This window comes from Pseudescherichia sp., assembly GCF_031998825.1.
Classification (GTDB): Bacteria; Pseudomonadota; Gammaproteobacteria; order Enterobacterales; family Enterobacteriaceae; genus Pseudescherichia.
This window is the reverse complement of record NZ_DAMACX010000009.1, coordinates 42903-61853: the sequence shown is the minus strand read 5'-3', so window position 1 is coordinate 61853 and position 18951 is coordinate 42903. Positions and strand designations below refer to the sequence as shown.

The window sequence follows — 18951 nt, the reverse complement described above, 5'->3', positions numbered from 1 at the left end:
AGTTATGGCACACTAGCACCCTAACTAACTTTTAGTAAGTACGTACAAAAAGGTAAGTATGAAAATAACCAACGCACCCCAAACGCTAAGCGAGCGGCTGCGTGAAGGCAACCTGTTCGCCGAGCAGTGCCCCTCCCGGGACGTGCTTAAGCATCTGACCAGCCGCTGGGGCGTGCTGGTGATGGTGGCCCTGCGCGACGGCACGCATCGCTTTAGCGATCTACGCCGCAAGATGGGTGGCGTTAGCGAGAAGATGCTGGCACAAACCTTACAGTGGCTGGAGCAGGACGGCTTTATTAACCGCGTGGCTTATCCGGTGGTGCCGCCGCACGTTGAGTACAGCCTGACGCCGCTGGGGGAAGAGGTAAGCGAGAAAGTCGCCGCGCTCGCTGACTGGATAGAGCTGAACCTGCCGGAGGTGCTGGCGAGGCGCGACGAACGGGCGGCGTAGGGTCGGAAATCGCCGGGCGGCGGCCTTCGCCTTGCCCGGCCTACGTGTTATTTCGCGTTTAGATTAACTTTGTAAATGGCGAACCCGATGTCATCGCTGCCAACCTGGCTCATCGGATACTGGGCCTTCTCTTTGATAAACGCTGCTGCCTTGTCAGAAGGAGAGGTCTCAAAGCGAATATCCAGCGCTGTATCGCTGTGGATCGGTGCAAGACGCCAGTTGTTGTCTGCCGCCGGGTGGATTGCCCCTGCGCGGGCTGACTCGGCGCTGATCCACGCCGCCAGCACGGAGCGGTTCTCATCCGGCGAGGCAAAGGCGATGTGACTGTCACCCGTCCCGGCAAACTTGCCGCCGTAGGCGCGATAGTTGTTGGTAGCCACCAGGAAGGTGGCGTTAGGGTCGATCGGCTTGCCGTTGAAGGTCAGGTTTTTAATGCGCTCCGCCTGTGGATTCACGCTCTGGCATTCGCCGTCATAGCGGGCGGCCTGGGTGACATCGACCTGATAATTGACGCCGTCAATCACGTCAAAGTTATAGGTGCGGAAGGTATCCCAATTAATCAGCGACTGCGGCTTGCTGCTGTGCGGATCGATCTGGTTAAACTGCCCGGCAGAGCACTCCAGCCACTCCTTCACCTCTTTCCCACTGGCCTTCACCACCACCAGCGTGTTCGGATAGAGATAGAGATCGGCGGCGTTGCGGAAGGTCAGCTGCCCCTTCTCCACCTCGACGAAGCTGGCCGGATCGTTCTTGCGGCCACCTGCTTTAAACGGTGCGGCGGCGGAGAGTACCGGCAGCGAGGCCAGATCCGGATCCCCCTGAATATAGCGCTCCACGTAGGCCTTCTGCGCCATGTTGACCACCTGCACGGTCGGGTCATCCTGCACCAGCGACAGGTAGCTGTACATGTTATCGGCGGACTTCCCGATAACCTTGCTGACAAACTCCCGGGTGGCGTCGTGAGAGTCTTTGAGGACGGAAACCAGCTTGCTGTCCTCTGCCGCCAGCGACTTCTTCGCTGCTGCGTCGTAGATGGGACGCGCCTCTGCGCGGGAGTGGGTCACCTGCCATTTGCCGCTGTCGTTGTTCAGCACTAAATCGACCACGCCAAGGTGATCGCCCCACATGCCGGGCATTACCGCTGGTACGCCGTTAAGGGTACCGTTAGCGATATCCGCGCCTTTAATATCGGCAAAGTCTTTGCCGGGGAAGACCGCATGGGCGTGACCAAAGAGGATCGCGTCCACGCCGGGCACCTCGCTGAGGTAGTAGACCGAGTTCTCTGCCAGGGCCTTGTACGGCTCCGCTGAAAGTCCGGAGTGAGCAATTACTACCACGACGTCCGCCCCTTTGCTGCGCATCTCCGGAACGTACTTACGTGCGGTCTCGGTAATGTCGTTCACCGTTACCTTGCCGCTGAGGTTGGCCTTGTCCCAGGTCATGATCTGCGGCGGCACAAAGCCGATATAGCCAATGCGCAGGGTCTGCGTTTTGCCCTCTTTATCCTTAACCGTGGTCTCTTTGATCAGATAAGGCGTGAACAGCGGCTTTTGCGTTTTCGCGTCAATGATATTGGCATTCACGTAAGGGAATTTCGCCCCCGCCAGCGCACGGTGCAGATAATCCAGGCCATAGTTGAACTCATGGTTGCCGAGGTTACCCACCGCATAGTCGAGGGTATTCATCGCCTTATAGACCGGGTGTACCTCATTCTGGGTTAACCCTTTCGCCGCCATGTAATCCCCCAGCGGGCTGCCCTGAATCACGTCGCCGTTGTCCACCAGCACGCTATTAACGGCCTCCTGGCGAGCGGCATTAATTAGCGTCGCGGTGCGCACCAGGCCGAACTTCTCCGTCGGCGTATCTTTGTAGTAGTCAAAGTCCATCATGTTGCTGTGCAGATCGGTGGTTTCCAGCAGGCGCAGATCTACGGTGGCGGCCTGGGCACCGACTGCCGTCAGCATGGCCAGGAGCGTTGCACTAAACTTAATCATCAGAGAGTCCTTTTCGATCTAATCCACAAAAGAGAATGTATTTACATCTGGTTGCTTACAAATTTGTGAATCTTGCCATAAAAGTGAGCAATAAAACCGCAAGCGTGGTCACAGATGGCAGTTCTGGTCGTGATAGGGTATAAGTAAAACAACGAGTTAAAACCACTGACACAGAGAGGTGGAGAATGTTAGAAGCAATTTGTCAGCTCGCGCGGGAAGCGGGCGAAGCTATCATGCAGGTTTACGACGGGAACAGCCCCATAGACGTGAACCGTAAAACGGACGATTCACCGGTAACCGAGGCTGATATTGCGGCTCACAAGGTGATTGTCAAAGGTTTGCAAGCACTCACTCCGGATATCCCGGTGCTCTCGGAGGAAGACCCTCCGGCGTGGGACGTTCGTCAGCACTGGCAGCGCTACTGGCTGGTGGATCCGCTGGACGGTACCAAAGAGTTCATCAAGCGCAACGGCGAGTTTACCGTCAATATCGCGCTGATTGAAGAGGGTAAGCCGGTGCTGGGCGTGGTCTATGCCCCGGTACTGAAGGTGATGTACAGCGCGGCAGAGGGTAAGGCCTGGAAAGAGGAGAACAACATCCGTAATCCGATCCAGGTGCGTGAGGCCCGTCCGCCACGGGTGGTAATCAGCCGCTCCCATGCCGCTAACGACAACGAGCTGAAAGAGTATCTGGAGCAGATGGGCGAGCACCAGACGACGGCGATCGGTTCATCGCTTAAGTTTTGCCTGGTGGCAGAGGGCGAGGCGCAGCTCTATCCGCGCTTTGGGCCTACCAGCGTCTGGGACACCGCCGCAGGCCACGCGGTGGCGGTTGCTGCCGGGGCGCACGTCCATGACTGGCAGGGAAAAACGCTGGACTACACGCCGCGTGAATCTTTCCTCAACCCCGGTTTCCGCGTCTCTATTTTTTAGCTTTTAGCTCTCCAGCAGCTTACGCAGCAGGGCAACCACCTGCTGCGACTCCTGCGGGGTTAGCGCGCCATCTTTGGCGTAGTGTACTCGCCCCTCTTTATCGAGCACCGCGACGGCGGAGCTCTCCTCCTGTAGCTGCCAGGCCTTACGGGTTACCCCTTCGCTATCAACGATAAACTGTGACCAGGGGTAGAGCTGCTTGTTGCTCTCAATGCTGCTGCGTACAAACATCGCAGAGCCAGGAATAGCATCATCGGTATTGATAATTGTGGTGGTCTGATAGCGGTCGTGCGGCAAATTAGCTGTCTTAATCGCCTCGATCAGCGCGGCATTCTTATCTTTCGCTGAAGTACGACCAGCGATGTGCATCACCACGCGAACTTTTCCGGTTAGCTGCGCGCTATTCCAGTTTTTATAGCTAAACTTATCATTATTGAGGACCAGCTCTCCCCGATCGGCCACGCCCACGGGGGGCACGCGCTGGTTCTCTTCGAAGCGGTGAGCCGAGGCCATCAGCGGCAGCAGCAGGCAGGTTACAGCCAGAGTCTTGCGTAACGTCATCATGTTTCCCTTATTAAGTGCAGGTGATCCGACCACTTGGTCTCTGCTTTTAATGATAAGTGCAATTAACCTTCTTTTCTCGCAAATGGGGTGCCAGTTTGCGGGCGGACGCACACATTTGTGCAAAAACCATGGCTTATACTGTACTGCTCAAAACCCGGAATAGAAAATTCTGATTAATTGTCATCAAACGGTAAATAAACTTATTCATACTGGGTATCAATGAGTTTGTGGTCTATAGTCACTGGGCAACAAAATTTGCGTTCATCAAAGTCGAGCCAATTGTGGCGTCGCTTGAGCGTAAGATTCAGCAGGAGAGATAGAAGAATGAAAATTTTCCAACGTTACAATCCGCTCCAGGTAGCGAAGTACGTGAAGATCCTGTTTCGTGGACGGTTGTATATCAAGGACGTAGGCGCTTTTGAGTTCGACAAGGGTAAAATCCTGGTCCCGAAAGTAAAAGATAAGCAGCACTATTCTGTGATGTCTGAAGTCAATCGTCAGGTTATGCGACTGCAAACCGATATGGCGTAACAACGTGCTATGCAGTAGTTCAGTAACATAATAAGACGGCCCCAGATGGGGCCGTTGATGTTTCCAGGGAAGGGGACTTATGCCGCGCCTTTGTTCTCGGCGTCCGGCAGCTTTGGCGTCAGCGTGGTGGGCTTACTGTCGAGCCGGGTAACCAGCAGCTGGTCGATGCGGTAGTTATCGATATCCACCACCTCAAACTTATAGCCTGAGTACTTCACCGAATCGGTACGTTTCGGGATTTTACGCAGCATGAACATCATAAAGCCGCCGATGGTTTCATAGTTGCCGGACTGCGGGAATTCGTCGATATCCAGCACGCGCATCACGTCGTCGATTGGCGTACCGCCGTCTACCAGCCAGGAGTTCTCGTCACGGGCAACAATCTGGTCTTCCTGCCCCTGACCGACCAAATCACCCATCAGGGTGGTCATCACGTCATTCAGGGTAATGATACCCACTACTAGCGCATACTCGTTCATGATCACCGCGAAGTCTTCCCCCGCCGCCTTAAAGCTCTCCAGGGCCTCGGAGAGGGTCAGGGTGTCCGGCACGATCAGCGTATTGCGGATCTGCACGCCGCTGTTCAGGGCCAGACTCTGGTTGGCCAGCACGCGGTTAAGCAGATCTTTTGAGTCGACGTAGCCCACGATGTGATCGATATCCTGATTACAGACCAGGAACTTGGAGTGCGGATGCTCCGCCACCTTGCTCTTCAGGCTCTGCTCATCTTCGTGTAGATCGAACCAGATAACGTTTTCACGCGAGGTCATGGAGGACGGCACGGTGCGCGACTCCAGCTCAAACACGTTCTCAATCAGCTCGTGCTCCTGCTTACGCAGCACGCCTGCCAGCGCCCCGGCCTCAAACACCGCGTAGATATCATCGGAGGTAAGATCGTCCTTACGCTCCATCGGCAGCTTAAAGATGCGGAAGATGACGTTGGCCAGCCCGTTAAAGAACCATACCAGCGGGCGGAAGATGAACAGGCAGAAGCGCATCGGGTTGATGATGCGCAAAGCCACGGCTTCGGGCGCAATCATACCGATGCGTTTCGGGGTCAGGTCGGCAAAGAGAATAAACAGCCCGGTCACGAGGGTAAAGGAGATAATAAAGCTCAGTCGATCCGCCAGCTCCGGCGACACCACGTTGAGCAGCACGCTGTAAAAGGCCGGGGAGAAGGCCGCGTCGCCCACAATACCGCCAAGAATGGCGACGGCGTTGAGGCCGATCTGTACCACGGTAAAGAAGGTGCCGGGGTTTTCCTGCATTTTCAGGATGCGCTGGGCATTGATATTGCCATCGTCGGCAAGCAGCTTAAGTTTGATTTTACGGGAGGCCGCAAGCGAAATCTCCGACAGCGAGAAGAACGCACTTACGGCAATCAGACAAAGTATCAGTAGAATACTGTTTAACATATCTTATCCAGCCATCGGCCAGATCCTCAAGAAGGGAAGGTTGAAAATCCATGTAATACATCAGGTAAACGCCGATCTACCGCGAGTGGACCGGCGATCCCGCGCCTAGTATAGCGTAAGCCGGGGGAGGCCTGCCAGCGCCGTCAGTACAAGGTTTAAACAGTGGCGAGCACGCGCGGCGTTAATCTAATTAGCCCAAATATCAGTCATAGCCCGCTAAAAATGGGGCTTTATTAAAAAAACAAAGCAACTAGATTTATAAAAGTCAGGCTGAGTCTCCTTATTAATAATCAATTTATTGCTGAGGTATCGTCATGAGTTCAAATTACTACTCCCAAACGCCTAATTTTGTTAGCGCCTCGTCTGAGGACGTGGATCCACGAACCCGTCTGTTTAGCTTTCAACACTCTCTGGGACAACTTATTGGTAATAATGCCATGGGGCCGGAGTTTACTTTTTCTATTAGCTATTCTGCTACTACCAACGTTGACTATTTTGATTTGGGTATAGGAATACAGTTAGCGCTGACTATTTATGATGCCTCTAGTGGACAGCTTTCATTAGCATCAGGTGAAAGTTACAAGGTGAATACGTCGACAAACCCACCTTTTGTTGAACAAAATAAAATGCGCACATTTGATTTTATCCAGTCAACTGTCGCGGATGGGAGCACCGGTTATCGGGTAACGGAGCATGATGGCAGCGTCACTGATTTAAGCGAGTATGATGAGGGACTATTTGTTCCAATTAAAATGTATACCCCGCTGGGATATTCTTTAAACTTTGACTGGGTGTTTACCTCTCGGGGTTGGGTACTTGGCTCTATTAGTGATGACAGCAACGTCACTCTTTTAAAGTTCGATCATGATTACGGCACGTTAACCTTCTATCCCGGCTCCACTGAAGAATATACGCTTACGCTAACTAAAGAGAATGGCTACCTCACTAATATTTCCCACTCAGGGCTGCCCGAAGGTGATTGGCAATATAATTATACTGATATCGGTATGGGCAATGGTCTTTTGACGCTATATGAAACTAAGTCAATTACCGGCTTACTAAAAACTGTCACCTATAATAATGGGTTAACGGACGGGCTAATGCTCTTTCCCACCGAATCAGGACAGGGTGCGTTACCTGCGGTAACGGAACTGGTTATCTCGCCTGGCTTTGGCCAGCCGGATATGGTTACAACATATACACCAGATTCGACTCAGGGCTTTCCTAATTACCTGGGATATGACGCCCCACAGGGCGGTAGCTGGGATCCTTCGACTGACTACTCTCTTACTTTGATTGGGCAGGACTATTTCTACTCGACTATCCTGACGCAAACCGACAGTGATGGGCAGGAGATTGTCACAACCTATACCTACAACAATTTCCATCTTTTGAGCAAAATGGAAGTCGTTCAGGGCGATACATACTACGCTGCCGAAACTTACTATTACGCTGACGCGTGGCAAGAGGATAATCCCAATACTACTTTTGACGAACTGCCTGCCCAGTATCAATATCCGCTAACTCAAACGTTAACGTGGCGTGACAGCAGCGGCTCACGTAATGAACTCACACAGTACCAGTACGATGATTTTGGTAATCTCACCCAGCAAATCGATCCCGATGGTATGCAAACGGACTACGCGTTCTACAGCGCTGATGGGGAAGCGGACAGTGCTGATGGCTACACCGGTTGTCCTGCCGATGCTAATGGCTTTGCTAATTTAATGAAGAGTAAAACCGTCACGCCCGCACCGTCGGATTATGATGATGTTCCTACTCGGGTAACCTACTACCGCTACGACTCGCTCGCAGCGCTGGCCGATCGGCCTATGACAACTAGCATTGTTAAGGTTAAAGAATCAATGGTGAAATTAGCTGGCGATGACAAGCAGCCGTTGACAACGCTGGATACGCAATACTATTCAGACAGTGCTTCCAAAAGCAGCTACGGTCTCATTCATATTAAAAACACAAAGGTTTATAGTGTAGATTCCTCAACCAAAGGTTCGAACTCAATTACAGAGTATGTTACCACACAGGCGCATACCTATACTGTAGAAGATAATATTCTACAGAGCGATATGGAAATAACCACTTTTGATAATTATCAGTTATTTAGTTCAATGAGAAGATCCTGTTTATCTGGGCATTTAATAGCGCTGACAGATTTTTTAAATACGCCGCATAATTATTACTATGATCCCGCTGGACGTTTTTGTCGTATGGTAAAAAATGAGGGGGATAGTGATTATGAAATGACGACCCGTATTGAATATATGATGTCAGTCGACAGTAACGATCCCGTTCTTAGTACAACAATTACTGATCATGATGATAACATTACTCGTATTAGTCACGATGCGATTGGCCGGGTCATCTCTATTGACAAGAGCGCGTCTGAACAGATCAATGAAGATTTTTCTACAGTATTAACACGCAGCTACGATACGCTTGGCCGTTTTTTGTTCGAAAGTATTTCTGATAGCTATATTGATAGCTCAGGATCTGTCCAGGTTGCTGTGGTCAATATAAAGAATCAATTCGATGAATGGGGGAAATCATGTGCAAAGAGCTTCTTTAGTGATATCGATGATCCTAAAAATAGCATTTATCAAACAAGGGTAATGCAATATCTACATGTTGAAAATGCCATTGACCGATATGTTCTTGCTAAAAATGGTGATATTTCGTCCCATAGTAAAGCTGTCTTAAATGAGTCGTCTGCACCTGATTCGGTTATCCATCTTGATGCAAAAGGTAATGAATATAGTAGAACGCTCTATTATTATGATGGACTTAAACGCGTTCGCGAATCTGTTGATCAGATGGACAATCACGTTATTTTTGGATATGACGATTTTGACCGAGTCAACAAAACAACTTATGCCGACGGCACGGTTGTAACCAAAAAGTATGCACCACAATTTAGCCTTGATATTGTTCAGTGCATTACTGTTACAGACAAGGACGGAACCCTTTATAAGGTAGGTGAACGATCAATAGATGGCTTGGGCCGTGTACAAAACACGACCATTGGTGGACGCTATGAAGTTTATACCTATATCAACAATGCTCTGGAGCCTAATACTTTTACCGATAGTTTAAAAAGGGTATTTAAGTATACGTACGAACCAAAATTGAGCAATGCTTTAAAAAATGTTACTGCAAGCTATGGCGATCTTACATCGGAACAGCAATACACCTATTTTAAAAATCGTGGGCTGCTTGATACTGTAACTGAAGTTGGACAGCAAGTTAACTCGTACACTTGGTTTGCATCGGGTAAAATTGATACTGAGACTGTGTCAAATGATATTGGAGATAAAACACCATCTTATACATGGAGCGTGTTAAGTAAACCAGTAAGCTATACTGATATTGCAGGTAATATACAGTGGTTAAATTATTATCTTTCTGGAAAGGAAGTAGCTAAACCCCAGCAAATTAGCGATCCTGTTGTCACAGTGAGCTTTACCTATGATGATTTTGTGCGGCTGTATCAGCAAAAGGCAGAATCAGTAAACGGGAAAGCGACCCTTGAAACAAAAATTTTCTATGACGATTTTAACCGCGAAAATATTCGAAAAATTACGCCTGATAATGGAAAGGTCATTACTATTACGACCGGCTATTATGAAAATAACCAGGTTGCCAGTGTTACTATTGAGCAGGACGCAGAAATGCTTAGCGATAATCAATACAAGTATGACTCCCGTAACAGACTCCAGTTGCATACGTGCAGCGGCAGTGTCCTGCCAAAAGACGGTTACGGACAGGCGTTTATTTCACAAGAGTTTAAATATGATAGTTTGAATAATATTAAAACCTGTATTACGGTAAACAACGAAAACATGACTGATACCGCGACATTTATCTATATAAATAGTGATGGTTCTACTGCCAATCCCTATATAAATAGTAGCGATCCTACTCAGCTTACAACTATTAATCACAGCGGTAACCCTGCGTATCCGCCAGTGATTAATTTAGCTTACTACGATGATGGGCGATTGAAGTGTGATGAAGCGGGCCGTACTCTAACTTATGATGCGTCAGGTCGCTTGTTTAACATTGAAACAGCTGACGGTACGCAAGCAGGCTATGGCTATGACGCTCTGAACAATCTTGTTTATCAGTTAGTAAATAGTGAGGAGCAGTACCTTTACTATAGGGGCTCTCAGTTGGTTAACCAAGTTCGCCAAAGCGAGCAACAGCAGGACCGGATTATCACTGGCCTGGCAGGTAATGCTGCCGTTAGCCATGAGCAGCTGTAAGAATATTATCAAAGATATATTCAATCACTGGAGTATAATTTATGTCTTTACAACTACTTGGTACCAACCAGACTAATAGTACGCTGTTAGCTTATGATGGCAGTAGTCAACAGATCTCTCTTTACTCTGCATTTGGCGCTGTGGACAATCCAAAAAATGACCAACTTCCAGGCTTTAATGGTGAGCGTCAGGATCCTTTAACAGGCGTTTCACATTTGGGTAATGGCTATCGCAGCTATAATCCAATTTTAATGCGCTTTACCTGTCCTGATAGTGAAAGCCCCTTTGGCGTGGGTGGTATAAACCCCTATGCCTATTGTCAAAATGACCCGGTAAACTTTACTGACCCGAGCGGTCATGGGATCTTAACAAGATTGTTTATTGGTGGCTTAACTTCTCTTTTCAAGCATTTGTTCGCAGCAGAAACGTCAGAGGCGTTGGCTACTGTGCTTGTAAAAACAACGCGAGGTGCCCTGACCTATGGTACACAAGTTACAAAAAACGTAGTTGATATTGCTGCGCGTATTGAAGAAAATAGTAATCCCCAGGTTTTTGCTAAACTACAAAATGCTTCGTTTGGGCTGGGCATAATTAACGGTGTCACATCTCTATATAGTTCCTTTGAAAATATTATTGATAGTACATCTTCCCTGGAAGGGCACAGAGGTTCTGTAGATCTTAGCTACGAGTTCGAATCAGAAAGCCGCTTTGGCAATAGAATAAGAGACATGCTATTAAGAGCGGCTGACAGGGTTGCAGAAGCGACCAATACCTCCTCAGATGATTTAAGTATAGTCTTTATAGATACGTTTAACTCTTTTATTGGCAGTGAAGCGCGTGAAGGGGCCTTGATGGGAATAGAAAGAAGTAGAACAAAAATTATTTATCAATTAATAAACAGTTCATTTGCTGTTTCATCTACGGTATTAGCGATTGCCAGCAAAGCTGTGGAGGCTAAAAACCCTGACGTCGCCCGTAAGTTATCACGTGCCTCATCAGCACTGGGTTATACCAATTTAGGCCTAAGCTTCGGAGGTAATATTAATGCTTTTTATAATGATCTGAAGGAAGTGAAGCCTCACCTTGGTACTATTCGTGAACATGCCAGCACTTCTATTTCATCTACTCTGAACAGTATTTTTTATAAGCATCCGTCTCTTGGCAATTTGACGTCATCTAATGCATAATGTTAATTTGATAAAATAAAAATATCGAATGAGCAGCCCTTAGGAGGGTTGCTCATATAAACATTCTATCAACCCATCGTCTGCGGCGGCAGGCACACCCCAATTCCCCCGATACCGCAGTACCCGTACGGGTTCTTATGCAGATACTGCTGGTGATCGTCCTCGGCATAGTAGAACGGGCCAGCGGTTTTGATCTCGGTGGTCACGGTACGATCGTCCCCGGCAGCGCGCATCGCCGCCTGGAAACGGGCCAGGCTCGCTTTCGCAGCCGTTTCCTGCTCCGGCGTCAGCGGATAAATCGCTGAGCGGTACTGGGTGCCATGGTCGTTACCCTGGCGCATGCCCTGGGCCGGATCGTGGTTCTCCCAGAAGACCTGCAACAGCTGCTCGTAGCTAATTACGCTCGGGTCATAGACCACGCGCACGGCTTCAGCGTGACCGGTCTCGCCGGAGCACACTTCGCGATAGGTCGGATTCGGCGTATAGCCGCCAGCATAGCCTGCTGCGGTGCTATAGACGCCAGGCAGCACCCAGAACAGGCGCTCCACGCCCCAGAAGCAGCCCATCGCAAACAGCGCGGTCTCCATTCCTTCGGGAACGTTGGTCATTGAGTGTTCGTTAACGGCATGCAGGCTGGCAACCGGCATGGGTGTATTGCGTCCTGGCAATGCATCCGCTTGAGTAACAAGGTGTTTTTTATCAAATAGACTCACGGTGGGGCCTCCCAGGAACAGATATGTGATCGAGGTTGTAACGCAGCGTTGAATTGAACACAATAAATGCTGCAAATACGGCTAGATTTAAACATTAAGAAATATTGGGCTAGCCAGCCATTTTTCAACCCACTAAGGTGGGAATTTGTTAAGCCGGGGAGCGGCATTTCGGTTTCCTTACCTCAGGAAGCCTGATATTCAGGAGAGAACGTGCCACACATCCGACTGATAGGTTTTGCCACTCTGCTGCTGGCAAGCGGGACGGCCTTAGCGGCAAACGTTCGTTTGCAGGTGGAGGGGTTAACGGGTGCGCTGCAAAAAAACGTCCGCGCCCAGCTTTCAACCATTGAAAGCGACGAAGTAACGGCGGACCAGCGTTTCCGCGCCCGCGTTGATGATGCTATCCGCGATGGATTAAAAGCGCTGGGCTACTATGAGCCCACCATCGATTTTGAACTGCGTCCACCGCCGGCGAAAGGTCGCCAGGTACTGATTGCCCGCGTCTCGCCCGGCACGCCTGTGCGCGTAGGGGGAACGGATGTGATCCTGCGCGGCGGGGCGCGTACCGACAGTGACTACCTCGATCTGCTAAAGACCCGTCCGGCGATCGGCACGGTGCTGAATCACAACGACTACGACAGCTTTAAGAAGGGCCTTACCAGCGTGGCGCTGCGCAAAGGCTACTTCGACAGCGCCTTCAACAAAAGCCAGCTGGGTGTCGCCCTTGACCGCCATCAGGCGTTCTGGGATATCGACTACGACAGCGGGCAGCGCTACCGCTTCGGCAAGGTGACCTTTGAAGGCTCGCAGATCCGCGACGAGTATCTGCAAAACCTGGTGCCCTTTAAGGAGGGCGACGAGTACCAGACCAAAGATCTGGCGGAGCTGAACCGCCGCCTCTCTGCCACCGGCTGGTTTAACTCGGTGATTGTTGCCCCAGAGTTTGAAAAATCCCGCAAGACCAAGGTGCTGCCGCTGCACGGCGTGGTTTCGCCGCGGACGCAGAATACGATAGAGACCGGGGTAGGCTACTCCACCGACGTCGGCCCGCGCGTGAAAGCCACCTGGCGCAAGCCGTGGATCAACTCTTACGGCCACAGCTTTACCACCACCACCAGCATCTCGGCGCCGGAGCAGCAGCTCGACTTTAGCTACAAGGTGCCGCTGCTGAAAAACCCGCTGGAGCAGTACTATCTGGTGCAGGGCGGCTTTAAGCGTACCGATCTCAACGATACCGAGGCGGACTCCACCACCCTGGCGCTCTCCCGCTACTGGGATCTCTCCAGCGGCTGGCAGCGCGCCATTAACCTGCGCTGGAGCCTGGATCACTTTACCCAGGGGAGCGTGACCAACACCACGATGCTGCTCTATCCAGGGGTGATGATCAGCCGGACCCGCTCTCGTGGCGGCCTGATGCCCACCTGGGGCGACTCCCAGCGCTACTCCATTGACTACTCCAACACGGCCTGGGGTTCCGACGTCGACTTCTCCGTATTCCAGGCGCAGAACGTCTGGATCCGCACCCTCTACGATCGCCATCGCTTTGTCGTGCGCGGCAACCTCGGCTGGATTGAAACCGGCGACTTCGACCGGGTGCCGCCGGATCTGCGCTTCTTCGCCGGGGGCGATCGCAGCATCCGTGGCTATAAGTACAAATCGATTTCACCAGAGGATGAGGAAGGCAAGCTGAAGGGGGCCTCGAAGCTGGCAACCGGCTCGCTGGAGTATCAGTATAACGTCACCGGCAAGTGGTGGGGCGCGGCCTTCGTTGACAGCGGCGAGGCGGTGAGCGACATCCGGCGCAGCGACTTTAAAACCGGCGCGGGCGTGGGCGTGCGCTGGGAGTCGCCGGTCGGGCCGGTGAAGCTCGACTTTGCTCTGCCCATCGCGGACGACGACAAACACGATCTACAGTTCTACATCGGTCTGGGGCCTGAATTATGAGTTTATGGAAGAAGATAAGCCTCGGCGTGGTGGTGTTTATTGTGCTGCTGCTGGGGGCAGTGGCGTTTCTGGTGGGCACCACCAGCGGGCTGCATATTCTGTTCAAGGCCGCCAACCGCTGGGTGCCGGGGCTGGAGATTGGCCAGGTCACCGGCGGCTGGCGCGATCTGACCCTGCGTAATATTCGCTATGACCAACCCGGCGTGGCGGTTAACGCCGGCGAGATCCATCTTGCGGTAAAGCTTGCCTGCCTGCGGGACAGCAGCCTGTGCGTTAACGATCTGGCGCTAAAAGATATTAACGTGACGGTAGATAGCACCAAAATGCCGCCTGCCGCTCAGGTAGAAGAGGAGGATAGCGGGCCGCTCGATCTCTCCACCCCGTATCCGATTACCCTTAGCCGGGTGGCGCTGAACAACGTCAATATCAAGATCGATAACACCACCTTCTCGGTAATGGATTTCACTACCGGCCTGAACTGGCAGGAGAAAAACCTGACCGTTAAGCCAACGTCGTTACAGGGGCTGCTGATTGCCCTGCCGAAGGTGGCTGACGTGGCTCAGGAGCAGATCGTCGAGCCGAAGATCGAGCAGCCGAAGCCTGAGGAGAAGCCGCTCGGTGAAACGCTGAAGGATCTCTTCTCTAAGCCGGTGCTGCCGGAGATGACCGACGTCCACCTGCCGCTTAACCTCAATATCGAAGAGTTTCGCGGCGAGCAGCTGCGTCTTACCGGTGATACCGACATTCTGGTGCGTAATATGCTGCTGAAGGTAAGCAGCATTGATGGCAATACCACCCTCGACACCCTTGATATCGACTCTAACCAGGGCACGGTTAACGCCAGCGGCACGGCACAGCTGAGCAACAACTGGCCGGTGGATATCACGCTTAACAGCACCCTTAACGTCGATCCACTCAAGGGCGAGAAGGTGAAGCTGAAAGTGGGTGGCGCGCTGCGCGAGACCCTTGATGTAGGCGTTAATCTCTCCGGCCCGGTGGACATGGTGCTGCGGGCGAGGACGCAGCTGGCGGAGGCGGGGCTACCCCTGAACCTGGACATCATCAGCGAACAGCTCTACTGGCCCTTTACCGGTGAGCGGCAGTACCAGGCAGACGATCTGCGCCTGAAGCTGAGCGGCAAGATGACCGACTATACGCTCTCGTTCCGCACGGCGGTGAAAGGGCAGCAGGTTCCGCCTGCGACCATCACGCTGGATGCGAAAGGCAACGAGCAGCAGATTAACCTCGACAAGCTGACCATCGCCGCGCTGGAGGGGAAAACCGAGCTGAAGGCGCTGCTTGACTGGCAGCAGGCGATTAGCTGGCGTGGAGAGTTAACCCTCAACGGCATCAATACGGCTAAAGAGGTGCCCGACTGGCCGTCGAAGCTCAACGGCCTGATTAAAACGCGCGGCAGCCTCTACGGCGGCAGCTGGCAGATGGAAGTGCCGGAGATGAAAATCACCGGCAACGTCAAGAACAACAGGGTAAATGTGAACGGCTCGCTCAAGGGCAACAGCTATATGCAGTGGACCGTACCAGGGCTGCACCTTGAGCTGGGGCGCAACAGCGCCGACGTCAAAGGCGAGCTGGGCGTGAAGGCGCTGAATCTCGATGCCAACATCGACGCGCCGGGGCTGGATAACGCTCTGCCGGGCTTAGGTGGCACGGCGAAGGGATTAGTGAAGGTGCGCGGCACGGTGGATGCGCCGCAGGTACAGGCGGATATCACCGCCAATAACCTGCGCTGGCAGGAGCTCTCTATCGCTCGCGTACGCGTTGAGGGCGATGTGAAATCCACCGATCAGATCGCCGGTAACCTCACCGCTCGCGTAGAGCGCATCGTGCAGCCGGGCGTCAATCTGAGCCTGGTCACCCTGGATGCCAAAGGTAGCGAAAAGCAGCACGAGCTGAACCTGCGGGCGCAGGGCGAGCCGGTCTCCGGCCAGCTGCGGCTGGCGGGCAGCTTTGACCGGGCCAACCAGCGCTGGAAGGGCACCCTGAGCGATACGCGTTTTGCTACCCCGGTCGGGCCGTGGTCGCTGAACCGCGCCATTGCCCTCGACTACCGCGGCGAGGAGCAGAAGGTAAGCATCGGGCCGCACTGCTGGACGAACCCCAACGCCGAGCTATGCGTACCCCAGACCGTGGACGCAGGCGCAGAGGGGCGAGCGGTGGTTAACCTGAACCGCTTCGACCTGGCGATGCTGAAGCCCTTTATGCCAGAGACTACCCAGGCCAGCGGATCGTTCAGCGGCCGGGCGGACGTGAGCTGGGATACCACCAAACCAGGCCTGCCGCAGGGTGAAGTGACTCTGGCCGGGCGTAACGTGCGGGTGACGCAGACCGTCAACGATGCGCCGCTGCGGGTGGCGTTCGATACGCTCAACCTCAATGCGAAATTGCGCGACAACCGGGCCGATCTCGGCTGGATGATGCGCCTGACCAACAACGGCCAGTTTGACGGCCAGGTGCAGGTGACCGATCCGCAGGGTCAGCGTAACCTCGGCGGTACGGTCAACATCCGCAACTTCTCTATCGCGATGATCAACGCCATCTTCTCGCGCGGTGAGAAGGCGGCGGGAACCCTCAATGCCAACCTGCGGCTGGCGGGTAACGTGCAGAGCCCGCAGCTGTTCGGCCAGATGGGGCTGAACGGCGTAGATATCGACGCCAACTTTATGCCGTTTGATATGCAGCCCAGCCAGCTGGCGATGAACTTCAACGGCCAAAGTTCGACCCTACAAGGGGTGGTTCGCACCCGGCAGGGTGAAATTAACCTGAGCGGCAACGCCGACTGGAGTCAGATCGACAACTGGCGCGCGCGTATCGCGGCGAAGGGCAGCCGGGTACGCATTACCGTCCCACCGATGGTACGCCTGGATGCCTCTCCGGATGTGGTATTCGAAGCCACGCCGCAGCTCTTCACCCTCGATGGCAGCATTGACGTGCCCTGGGCGCGTATTGTGGTTCACGAAGTACCAGAGAGCGCGGTGGGGGTCTCCAGTGACGAAGTGATGCTCAATAGCCAGCTGCAGCCGGAGGAGCCGCAGACCGCGAGCATCCCGATTAACAGTAATTTGACCGTCCACGTAGGCAATAACGTGCGTCTGGACGCGTTTGGCTTAAAAGCACGCTTAACGGGCGATCTTAAAGTTGCTCAGGATAAACAAGGACTTGGATTAAACGGACAGATTAATATTCCCGAAGGACGCTTCCACGCGTACGGTCAGGATTTGATTGTGCGCAAAGGTGAGTTATTGTTCTCGGGTCCGCCGGATCAACCTTTGCTTAACATCGAAGCGATCCGTAACCCGGAATCCACTGAAAACGACGTGATTGCCGGTGTGCGTGTGACCGGAACCGCCGACGAACCGAAGGCGGAGATCTTCTCTGACCCGGCGATGTCGCAACAGGAGGCGCTCTCCTACTTGCTTCGCGGCCAGGGGCTGGAGAGCACGCAGAGCGACAGCGCAGCGATGACGTCGGCGCTGGTGGGCCTGGGCGTTGCCCAGAGCGGACAGGTTGTGGGTCGAATCGGCGAGACCTTTGGCGTTAGCAATCTGGCACTGGACACGCAGGGCGTAGGCGACTCCTCCCAGGTGGTGGTCAGCGGCTATGTTCTGCCGGGATTGCAGGTGAAGTATGGCGTGGGTATTTTTGACTCTCTGGCGACGCTCACGTTACGCTATCGCCTGATGCCTAAGCTATATCTGGAAGCGGTGTCTGGCGTAGACCAGGCACTAGATCTGCTCTATCAGTTTGAGTTTTAGCAATGCGAATATTTGTTTACGGCAGTTTACGACGCAAGCAAGGTAACAGTCACTGGATGACTAACGCTCAGTGGTTGGGCGATCACAGCGTTGAGGATTATCAACTCTACAGTCTGGGGCACTACCCAGGTGCGGTGCCCGGTCCGGGCCAGGTGCTGGGTGAGGTTTACCGTATTGACGCCGAGACCCTGGCCGAGCTGGATGAGCTCCGCACCGCAGGTGGAGAGTACAAGCGTCAATTGATTCAGACACCGTACGGCAGTGCATGGATGTATGTGTACCAGCTTTCGGTGGATGAACACACGCGGATAGAGACCGGGAACTGGTTAGACAGGGATCGGGATTAACAGCAGCGCCACCTTCGGGTGGCGCTGTTTTATCCATAAAAAAAACACCGCCGTTAGGGCGGTGTTTCTGTTTTTACTGCGGGGAGAGATTTACTTCTTCGCAGCGCGCTCGAAAGAGGCCACGATTTCAGCTTTCGCCGCATCGGCGTTATCCCAGCCGTCAACCTTAACCCATTTACCTTTCTCGAGATCTTTGTAGTGCTCGAAGAAGTGGGTGATCTGCGCTTTCAGCAGCTCTGGCAGGTCGTTCACATCTTTGATGTGATCGTACTCTTTGCTCAGCTTGGTGTGCGGAACCGCAACCAGCTTGGCATCTTCGCCTGCTTCGTCGGTCATCTTCAGCACGCCAACCGGACGGCAGCGAACCACTGAACCCGGCTGCAGCGGGTACGGGGTCGGGACCAGCACGTCAACCGGGTCACCGTCCAGGGAGAGGGTGTGGTTGATGTAGCCGTAGTTGCACGGATAGAACATCGCGGTAGACATGAAACGGTCAACGAACAGCGCGCCCGTGTCCTTGTCGATTTCGTATTTGATCGGATCGGCGTTCGCCGGGATCTCGATAACAACGTAGATGTCTTCTGGCAGATCTTTACCCGCCGGTACGTTCAGTAAGCTCATGTTTGTTTCCTTTAAAATGTGTGGCAAACAAGTGCCGGGTATTATAGCCAACTCACGCTGAAAGTCTTCGCCTGTTTTCGCTTTCCCCGTACCAATCGCGCGTTTCTCAGACCATTCACATGACCGAAAAGTACATAACCTCAGCCGCATTTTTCATAGCTAAATGAAAGCGATTACAAACTTGTGATTAACGTTTTATTTA

13 protein-coding genes are annotated in these 18951 nt (G+C 52.8%); 8 read left to right on the top strand and 5 right to left on the bottom strand.

The genetic code is table 11. The features are described 5' to 3' along the window. Positions 1 to 58: 58 nt before the first annotated feature. Positions 59 to 451, top strand: coding sequence for a winged helix-turn-helix transcriptional regulator (locus RTP97_RS06455; protein ID WP_103818604.1), 393 nt, complete (start codon positions 59 to 61; stop codon positions 449 to 451). 47 nt (positions 452 to 498) lie between these two features. Here RTP97_RS06455 and RTP97_RS06450 read toward each other — a convergent pair whose 3' ends face one another. Then, complete coding sequence (locus RTP97_RS06450; RefSeq protein WP_312411996.1) at positions 499 to 2445, bottom strand: bifunctional 2',3'-cyclic-nucleotide 2'-phosphodiesterase/3'-nucleotidase; 1947 nt, start codon at positions 2443 to 2445, stop codon at positions 499 to 501. 185 nt (positions 2446 to 2630) lie between these two features. Between RTP97_RS06450 and cysQ the strand changes: the two genes are divergently transcribed. Further along, entirely contained in the window at positions 2631 to 3377 is a 747-nt protein-coding gene (gene cysQ / locus RTP97_RS06445; RefSeq protein WP_312411994.1) for a 3'(2'),5'-bisphosphate nucleotidase CysQ, read from the top strand. 3 nt (positions 3378 to 3380) lie between these two features. Here the strand turns inward: cysQ and RTP97_RS06440 are convergent, their stop codons facing one another. Next, positions 3381 to 3938 (bottom strand): YtfJ family protein, encoded by a 558-nt coding sequence (locus tag RTP97_RS06440; protein WP_312411991.1) that lies wholly within the window; start codon positions 3936 to 3938, stop codon positions 3381 to 3383. Positions 3939 to 4265: 327 nt separating this feature from the next. On the opposite strand from RTP97_RS06440, the gene RTP97_RS06435 reads away from it, so the two are divergent. Continuing rightward, complete coding sequence (locus tag RTP97_RS06435; RefSeq protein ID WP_042388447.1) at positions 4266 to 4472, top strand: DUF1107 domain-containing protein; 207 nt, start codon at positions 4266 to 4268, stop codon at positions 4470 to 4472. Between the two features lie 77 nt (positions 4473 to 4549). On the opposite strand, the gene RTP97_RS06430 is transcribed toward RTP97_RS06435, so the two are convergent. Further along, the gene (locus tag RTP97_RS06430; RefSeq protein WP_312411989.1) at positions 4550 to 5887 is read right to left on the bottom strand and encodes a hemolysin family protein; all 1338 of its coding nucleotides are present in this window, start codon (positions 5885 to 5887) and stop codon (positions 4550 to 4552) included. A 314-nt stretch (positions 5888 to 6201) separates the two neighbouring features. On the opposite strand from RTP97_RS06430, the gene RTP97_RS06425 reads away from it, so the two are divergent. Next, positions 6202 to 10164, top strand: coding sequence for an RHS repeat domain-containing protein (locus RTP97_RS06425; protein ID WP_312411987.1), 3963 nt, complete (start codon positions 6202 to 6204; stop codon positions 10162 to 10164). A 41-nt stretch (positions 10165 to 10205) separates the two neighbouring features. Then, entirely contained in the window at positions 10206 to 11351 is a 1146-nt protein-coding gene (locus RTP97_RS06420; RefSeq protein ID WP_312411985.1) for an RHS repeat-associated core domain-containing protein, read from the top strand. Positions 11352 to 11419: 68 nt separating this feature from the next. On the opposite strand, the gene msrA is transcribed toward RTP97_RS06420, so the two are convergent. Then, positions 11420 to 12064 carry a peptide-methionine (S)-S-oxide reductase MsrA gene (gene msrA, locus RTP97_RS06415; protein ID WP_312411982.1) on the bottom strand — a complete coding sequence of 215 codons (645 nt, stop codon included), beginning with the start codon at positions 12062 to 12064 and terminating at the stop codon, positions 11420 to 11422. A 210-nt stretch (positions 12065 to 12274) separates the two neighbouring features. Between msrA and tamA the strand changes: the two genes are divergently transcribed. From tamA to RTP97_RS06400, 3 genes are read left to right on the top strand one after another with little or no spacing between them, the layout of a single operon-like run. Beyond that, complete coding sequence (gene tamA / locus RTP97_RS06410; RefSeq protein WP_312411979.1) at positions 12275 to 14008, top strand: autotransporter assembly complex protein TamA; 1734 nt, start codon at positions 12275 to 12277, stop codon at positions 14006 to 14008. Further along, the gene (gene tamB, locus RTP97_RS06405; RefSeq protein WP_312411976.1) at positions 14005 to 17781 is read left to right on the top strand and encodes an autotransporter assembly complex protein TamB; all 3777 of its coding nucleotides are present in this window, start codon (positions 14005 to 14007) and stop codon (positions 17779 to 17781) included. Before tamA ends, tamB begins: the two co-directional genes overlap by 4 nt. A gap of 2 nt (positions 17782 to 17783) precedes the next feature. Continuing rightward, complete coding sequence (locus RTP97_RS06400) at positions 17784 to 18128, top strand: gamma-glutamylcyclotransferase (protein ID WP_103818594.1); 345 nt, start codon at positions 17784 to 17786, stop codon at positions 18126 to 18128. A 90-nt stretch (positions 18129 to 18218) separates the two neighbouring features. On the opposite strand, the gene ppa is transcribed toward RTP97_RS06400, so the two are convergent. After that, on the bottom strand, positions 18219 to 18749 hold the full coding sequence (ppa, locus tag RTP97_RS06395; protein WP_103818593.1) for an inorganic diphosphatase: 531 nt from the start codon (positions 18747 to 18749) through the stop codon (positions 18219 to 18221). Positions 18750 to 18951: the final 202 nt, after the last annotated feature.